Source organism: Vibrio sp. 1978, from assembly GCF_033344345.1.
In genome coordinates, this window is the sequence record NZ_JAWPOP010000029.1 from 46,923 (window position 1) to 54,077 (window position 7,155).

Sequence of the window (7,155 nt, forward strand, 5' to 3'; positions counted from 1 at the left end):
AAAAGGGTGATTTGGTATGTTGTATGTCTATAAATTGCATCGAGAACATTGCAATTAGATGCATGCCAATAGTAACGTTCTCGGCGCTCAGAGCGAGCGAAGCAACATATCTTTCTCCGTAGGAGCAAATTGCGTTATATTGAGGCTCTTGTACCCTACAGAAAAAGAGCAAGTTAAGAATGAAATCGATGGGAATCCGCGCACAGCAAAAAGAGAAGACACGTCGATCATTGATCGATGCGGCATTTAGTCAGTTAAGTGCGGATCGCAGCTTTTCCAGCCTTAGCTTGCGAGAAGTCGCCCGAGAGGCAGGGATTGCACCGACTTCTTTTTACCGTCACTTCAAAGATATGGATGAGCTAGGCTTAACTATGGTCGATGAAGGCGGTTTGCTACTACGTCAACTGATGCGTCAGGCGCGTCAACGTATTGTGAAAGAAGGTAGCGTAATTCGTACCTCGGTCGAAACCTTTATGGAATTCATTGAAAGTAGTCCGAACGTTTTTCGTTTGTTGTTGCGTGAGCGCTCCGGCACTTCTGCTGAATTTCGTACCGCTGTTGCTCGAGAAATCCAGCATTTTGCGGCAGAATTAACCGAGTATTTAATGAGCACCGGCGTGACCAGAGAAGAGGCGTATACTCAAGCAGAAGCGTCTGTGACTTTGGTTTTCAGTTCGGGAGCTGAAGCTTTAGATTTAGATCGACGTGAGCGCGATGAACTCGCCGAGCGATTGATCATGCAATTGCGAATGATAGCCAAAGGGGCCTATTGGTATCGCAAAGAACGTGAACGTAACCGATTAAAAGGCGGGATAGAATAATGTCGAATGGAAATCAATCTGAAAAGAAAACGCTGATTTTGGCACTGGTTGCAGGTATGTGTGGTGATGCTTTGTTGTCATGGTTGACCATGAGTGAAGTGTCTTTTTCAATCTTCCCATTGATTGCACTCGTACTGGCTGTACAAGCTCTTTACCAAGAGTACCTAAATAATCCGGTATCAGAAGATATCCCATTAGTTGGCTTGGCGTGTTTCTTCGTAGGTGCGTTTGGTCACTCTGCGTTTATTAAAGCGCAATACCCAGAAGCAGGCTCAAACTTCTTTGCGATCATGGTTTCAATGATCTTACTCGCATGGATTGGTAAGAAGCTAGGTTTTGTCAGCAAGAAGACTTCTGCGGAATAAGTAAAACGAATCAAATTAAAAAAAGCGAGCCATTGAGCTCGCTTTTTTTGTCTGAAGCTGGTGGACTAAGCTTTACGTTCCAATAGCACGCCAGCTTCCATGTGGTGGGTATAAGGGAATTGGTCAAACAGAGCAAAACGCGTCACGTTGTGTGTTTCGCATAGAATGTCCAAGTTCTCTTTTAGAGTCTCAGGGTTACAAGAGATGTACATGATGCGCTCGTAACCTTGCACCATCTTACAAGTATCGACATCCATCCCAGCACGTGGTGGGTCGACAAAAATCGTGTTGCAGTTGTAGCTCTTCAGATCTACACCTGCATCTTGTAGACGACGGAATTCACGCTTACCTTCGATCGCTTGAGTAAATTCCTCGGCTGATAGGCGTAAGATTTGTACGTTATCAATCTTATTGGCGGCGATGTTGTACTGTGCAGATACCACAGATGGCTTCGCTAGCTCAGTTGCCAGTACGCGGTCGAAATTCTGTGCCAACGCCAGCGAGAAGTTACCGTTACCACAGTAAAGCTCTAGTAGGTCGCCAGTGCTTTCTTGGGTACAGTCGACCGCCCATTCCAGCATCTTCTCTGCGACTTTGCCGTTCGGCTGAGTGAAGCTGTTCTCTACTTGTTGGTAGATGTAGCTTTGACCATTTACATCGAGCTTCTCGATAACGTAGTCTCGGTCTAGGACAATCTTCATCTTACGAGCGCGACCAATGATGTTTAGGTTAAAGCCTTCATCATTCAAACGCTGTTTAAGGGCTTTCGTGTTTTCAATCCACTCTTCATCAAGTTGGCGATGGTAAAGGAGTGAAACCAGAATCTCACCACTTAGCGTCGATAGGAAATCCACTTGGAACAGTTTACGACGTAGTGAGTCGTTGTCTTTCATCGCTTCAACCAATAGCGGCATCAGGTCGTTGATCAGACGGCTTGCTGCAGGGAATTGGTCAACACGGTACTTCTCACGAGTTTCTTGGTTGAACATGATGTAGTAAAGATCTTCGCCTTCATGCCAAACACGGAACTCAGCACGCATGCGGTAGTGCTGCTCTGGTGATTCAAACACTTCCAGTTCTGGCATGTTGTATGGCGCGAACATATCCGTGAGACGTTCGACTTTTTCAGCCAGTTGTTCTTGGTAGCGTTGTGGGTTTACATCAAGAGTAGCCATGATCTTACCTTTTATGGTGCATTCAATTTAAGAGCGCAGATTTTATTCAATCTCAATAGGATGTCCAGTTTTGTACTGGAATTGATTTAAAGATAGTGCGTACAGGCAGAGTAGAAAGCAAAATCAATCAAAACGTTACAACTTCTAAGGGCAATATTGGCTGGACAAATAATCAATAGCTGAATAATATTTGCCTCAAGTTGGTGCTATCTAGCAATCTAGATGGCTGAAATGGGAATCTGGTGTGAATCCAGAACTGACGCGCAGCGGTAAAAGAGAACGAACGCTCATCAGACACTGCATTAGTTTATGTGGGAAGTCGAGCAAGTAGGCGGTACACCCGTGCTCTTGAGTCCGAATACCTGCCAACAACTGAGCCACAGCACTGGACTGTCATGATGACAGGGCTCGGAAGGAATTACGCGATTTAGGACAATACAATGAGAAAATCCGCACTGGCGATAACTTTGGCATCGCTGCTTTCACCTGTCTCTTATCTACAGGCCCAAGAAACCTCCACTGACGAAACCATCGTTGTTACTGCAAACCGTTTTGAGCAAGCCGAAAGCCGTACGTTGGCAGATGTCGAAGTAGTTACTCGACAAGACATCGATCGCATTCAAGCGAAAACCCTACCAGATGTATTGCGTCGCCTTACGGGGATTCAAGTTTCACAAAATGGTGGTCGTGGTCAGTTAGCGTCTTTATTTGTTCGTGGAACCAGTTCCGACCAAGTTTTAGTACTGGTTGATGGCGTACGTTTTGCGCGAGCAGCGAAGGGCGCTGTGGACTTTAACCAAATCCCACTTACTTACGTTCAACGTATTGAGTACGTGCGTGGTGCGCGTGCGTCACTTTATGGCTCAGAAGCGATTGGTGGCGTGATCAATATCATCACCATTGCGCGTGCTGACGAAGAAGGAACGAAGTTAAGTGCGGGTTTAGGTAGTTTAGATTATCAAGAATTGAGTGTGGCATCTGGTATTAAAGTCACAGAGAGCGGCCAGCTAAATATCGCGCTTGGTAGTGAAAGTGATGATGGTTATAACGTTCGTCCTGTACCGGGAGTTAATGACGGTGATCGCCATGGCTTTGATACAAAGAATGGTCTGCTAGGTTACGTGCATAACTTCAATGACCAGTGGTCTGCATTTGGTAACCTACGTGCTTACGAAAATGTTTATCAATATGACAGCAGCTACGGCAGTCGCGGTTACTACGAAGCAGAAAAAGATGATCTTTCTGTCACTCTGGGCGGTAAGTATCAGTCTGATAATGTGATGTCAGAACTACAAGTAACGGCACAGAAACAGAAGTCTTGGAACTATGAGCAAGCAAAAGGCAAACACTCAGGTACTGAAGATGAACTTGAGCAGCAAAATGTCCAGTGGACCAACAGTTACTTGCTAAACAACAATACGACGTTTGCTGGTGGTATTGATTGGCGCAACGAGTCTTATAAAGACAAGAGTGCGAATAAAACGTTTGATCGGACCAATGGCGCTCTGTTTGGTATGGCAACCACTAGTATTGATAAAGCAATGCTCGAGGGCAGTGCTCGCCTTGATGATAACGAAGAATACGGTAGTGAGTTCACTTACAGTTTAGCGGCTGGTTACCAGTTTGTACCAGAGTTTGGGGTTAAAGCCTCTTTTGGTACTGCGTTTAAGGCTCCAAACCTATATCAACAGTATGACCCAACATACGGTGAGAAAGATCTGAAACCGGAAGAGTCAGATGCTTGGGAGCTAGCATTCAGCGGTGATGTCCAAGGCGTTTTTTGGTCCGTAACGGGTTATGACTATATAATCACGAATCTTATCGATTACCATCCAACCACATACAAATATTTGAATGTCGATGGTGAAACACATATCCAAGGTGTGGAGCTTGTTGCTGAGTTTGATACAGGGATTGTGCAGCACCAGTTGAGTGCAGATTACAAAGATGCTGAAGACGATAAAGGGCATCAGTTGCAGCGCCGCGCTAAAGAAATGTATAAGTGGAATGCTTTAGTGAGCTTCGATAAAGTGGATTGGTCGGTTAGCTATCAGTACGTCGGTAAGCGTCCAGATGTGGATTACAGCACTTGGCCTTCACAAGATATTACGCTTTCTTCTTACTCGTTGGTTGATACGGCGGTGACTTACTATCCGAATGAGTCGACCTCTATTAGCGCTCGTATCGATAATCTACTTGATGAAGAGTATGAGATGGCAAAAGGTTACCCTGCTGCAGAGCGAGCGTACTATCTCAACGTTGGCTACGAATTCTAATCGTGAATGAGCACAAACCGCCTTCGGGCGGTTTTTAATATTTTGTGGTGGAAAATCGAATGAAGAAACCCAAGCGAGTTGTGATCAGCTGGTCCAGTGGTAAAGATTCGACATTAACGCTTGAGCGCCTTAACGAGAATCCAAATTATCAAGTTGTCGGTTTGTACACGACTTACGTAGGGAAAGAAGTCCCTTTCCAAGCAACTCCGCTTGAAGTCGTACAAATGCAAGCAGACTTACTTGCGCTTCCGCTCATTACTATCGAGCTACATGAAATCTTTCCAAGTAACGACATTTATCAATCGACCATCGTTAATGGATTACAAAGTAGTGGTCTGAACATAGAAGCTGTCGCATTTGGTGATATGTTTTGTAATGGCATTGCCGATTACCGACGCAGCTATATTGAACCTGTTGGCTGGGAATGCGTCTTTCCTCTATTAGGGGAGAGCAGCGAGAAACTAGCGATGGAAATCATAGAGCGTGGTATTCAAACGATGTTAATCACCATCGACGGAAGAGTTCTCCCTCCAGAATGGTGTGGTCGCTGGTATGACAAAGCCCTAATAGAGTCATTACCAAGTCAAATTGATCCCTGTGGGGAAAATGGTGAATTTCACACATTGGTCACGTCTTCGCCATCTTTTCAAGGACATATCGAGTTGACGAAGCGAAATGTAGAATCTGGAGATAGATTCAGCCATCAAAGATACCATGCTAAAGCATTGCCAAAACAAATCTACGCAGTATGATCGCAACGTTTCTGTTCTTTAGGTAAGACTCGTGCGAGTAGCAAGTAAGAAAAAAGTCCTAGTTTTTGACTCTGGTGTTGGTGGTCTTTCTGTATTCCAAGAGATACATCGCCTATTGCCCCAGATAGACTACTTATACTTATTCGATAATCAGGCTTACCCTTATGGTGAACTCGATCAGGCTGTACTCGTTTCACGAGTTAACCAACTGGTATCTTCTTTAGTCGAAGAACACCAAGTCGACATTGTCGTCATTGCTTGCAACACGGCGAGCACCATAGTGCTTCCTTCCTTACGCGAAAATTTATCGATTCCCGTTGTTGGTGTTGTCCCTGCGATTAAACCCGCATCGCTTTTAGCATCAAAAGGGGTAGGGCTGATCGCCACTCCGGCGACAGTAACACGCCAATATACTCACGAGTTAATACGGGACTTTGCGCAAGGCAAACCAGTTGAGCTGGTGGGATCAACTCGCTTGGTAGATATGGCCGAAGAGAAGTTGCGAGGCAACAGCGTTTCTCTCGACGAACTGACAAATATCCTGCTTCCCCTTCGCGATAAAGTCGATGTTGCGGTGCTCGGTTGTACTCACTTCCCTTTAATCAAAGAGGAGATTCATCAAGCTTTGGGTGGGGACGTTACTTTAATTGATTCAGGCGCAGCGATTGCACGTCGAGTAAAAGCATTGCTATTAAGTGATGAAATTGAGGATACAGAAGAGGGAAGTAAGTCGATTTATGCCAGTGCAACTCCTTGGCAGGAAGATGCACTGAACATTTGTTTAAAGAAGCTAGGTTTTAATCCTGTTCAGGTTTACCGCCATCCGGATGTTTAGGATCGTTCGCAATTCTCACTTTTAGCGTTCTCTCCATATATTCCTTTTCATTAAGTTTAGCGATAGCTGGCTTGGCATCTGCCGCAGCCATCACTACAAAACCAAACCCTCTTCTTTTTCCAGTGCGCTTATCTTTCATTAAGCGTACTGCATAGACCTGTCCATATTCAGCAAACAAATCGCGAACATGACTCTCATTGGCCTTATAAGGAAGGTTGCCGACATACAGCGTTTTAGTTGAAGGATCAGGATCCGAAGATTGAAGAACAGGTGTTTTGCTAGAAAATGAAAAAAGAAAAGCAGTAGCGATAACACCAATGAGGAAGCTCAAGGCTGGTGGGATGATGAATTGAGAGAAGATGATTCCCCCAACGATGGCCAGCCCAACACATAAAATCAGATTTTTTTTAGACGTCATTTTAATTACTACACATAGTGATAAAGAGATCGATTGTCCATTAACAGAATAGACACATGAATCTTACGTATATGGTTGGTGTTTTTCCAACCAATTGCTGTGATATGTCTCAAATGTGACGAAGAAATATGCAAATATCGCACTTTTGGCTAATTTGTGACCGATTGGTTTTTTGTTTGCAAAAAACGCTTGTACTAATTTCTCAACTCCCTATACTGCGCATCCACCGACACGGAGTGAGACGAAAGTCACACAGCGAGTCGGGAAGAGAGAAAAAAGAATTTGAAAAAAATGCTTGACTCTCTCACGGTGTGAAGTAAGATACGCACCCCTAACGACGAGCAACTAAGTTGCTGAAAATGTTAGAAAAGCTCTTTAAAAATAAGAACCTATCAATCTGTGTGGGCACTCGTTGATGATAATCCAATTCGATACTTCGGTATCAAATTAGGTTTCAATGAAACGAAGTGACCATTGAATCTTCGGATTCAGCACAGTCAATTCAAGCATTAC

At 44.4% G+C, this 7,155-nt stretch carries 7 protein-coding genes and 1 riboswitch; of the genes, 5 read left to right on the plus strand and 2 right to left on the minus strand.

The window, feature by feature from the left end; all coding sequences use genetic code 11:
• Window positions 1-179: 179 nt before the first annotated feature.
• On the plus strand, window positions 180-821 hold the full coding sequence (fabR, locus tag R8N49_RS21025; RefSeq protein ID WP_005378632.1) for an HTH-type transcriptional repressor FabR: 642 nt from the start codon (window positions 180-182) through the stop codon (window positions 819-821).
• Window positions 821-1,186: a YijD family membrane protein gene (locus tag R8N49_RS21030; RefSeq protein ID WP_186584597.1), complete on the plus strand. Its 366-nt coding sequence runs from the start codon at window positions 821-823 to the stop codon at window positions 1,184-1,186. Before fabR ends, R8N49_RS21030 begins: the two co-directional genes overlap by 1 nt.
• 65 nt (window positions 1,187-1,251) lie before the next feature.
• Here the strand turns inward: R8N49_RS21030 and trmA are convergent, their stop codons facing one another.
• Window positions 1,252-2,361 (minus strand): tRNA (uridine(54)-C5)-methyltransferase TrmA, encoded by a 1,110-nt coding sequence (gene trmA, locus R8N49_RS21035; protein WP_186584598.1) that lies wholly within the window; start codon window positions 2,359-2,361, stop codon window positions 1,252-1,254.
• Between the two features lie 184 nt (window positions 2,362-2,545).
• Window positions 2,546-2,746: riboswitch (cobalamin riboswitch) on the plus strand.
• A 55-nt stretch (window positions 2,747-2,801) separates the two neighbouring features.
• Between trmA and btuB the strand changes: the two genes are divergently transcribed.
• The 3 genes from btuB to murI are packed head-to-tail and all read left to right on the plus strand — an operon-like array spanning window position 2,802 to window position 6,224.
• Window positions 2,802-4,637 (plus strand): TonB-dependent vitamin B12 receptor, encoded by a 1,836-nt coding sequence (btuB, locus tag R8N49_RS21040; protein ID WP_025768175.1) that lies wholly within the window; start codon window positions 2,802-2,804, stop codon window positions 4,635-4,637.
• A gap of 59 nt (window positions 4,638-4,696) precedes the next feature.
• Complete coding sequence (locus R8N49_RS21045; protein WP_132937311.1) at window positions 4,697-5,389, plus strand: adenine nucleotide alpha hydrolase; 693 nt, start codon at window positions 4,697-4,699, stop codon at window positions 5,387-5,389.
• A 31-nt stretch (window positions 5,390-5,420) separates the two neighbouring features.
• Window positions 5,421-6,224, plus strand: coding sequence for a glutamate racemase (murI, locus tag R8N49_RS21050; protein WP_132937310.1), 804 nt, complete (start codon window positions 5,421-5,423; stop codon window positions 6,222-6,224).
• On the opposite strand, the gene R8N49_RS21055 is transcribed toward murI, so the two are convergent.
• Complete coding sequence (locus tag R8N49_RS21055; protein WP_017636066.1) at window positions 6,187-6,642, minus strand: RNA-binding protein; 456 nt, start codon at window positions 6,640-6,642, stop codon at window positions 6,187-6,189. The two genes, murI and R8N49_RS21055, sit on opposite strands and share 38 nt — an antisense overlap.
• Between the last annotated feature and the right edge of the window lie 513 nt (window positions 6,643-7,155).

What these genes read in the sequence shown, in the direction of transcription:
- btuB (WP_025768175.1), top strand. Translation starts at nt 2,802, where the DNA reads ATGAGAAAATCCGCACTGGCGATAACTTTGGCATCGCTGCTTTCACCT.
- R8N49_RS21030 (WP_186584597.1), top strand. Translation starts at nt 821, where the DNA reads ATGTCGAATGGAAATCAATCTGAAAAGAAAACGCTGATTTTGGCACTG.
- R8N49_RS21045 (WP_132937311.1), top strand. Translation starts at nt 4,697, where the DNA reads ATGAAGAAACCCAAGCGAGTTGTGATCAGCTGGTCCAGTGGTAAAGAT.
- R8N49_RS21055 (WP_017636066.1), bottom strand. Translation starts at nt 6,642, where the DNA reads ATGACGTCTAAAAAAAATCTGATTTTATGTGTTGGGCTGGCCATCGTT.
- fabR (WP_005378632.1), top strand. Translation starts at nt 180, where the DNA reads ATGAAATCGATGGGAATCCGCGCACAGCAAAAAGAGAAGACACGTCGA.
- trmA (WP_186584598.1), bottom strand. Translation starts at nt 2,361, where the DNA reads ATGGCTACTCTTGATGTAAACCCACAACGCTACCAAGAACAACTGGCT.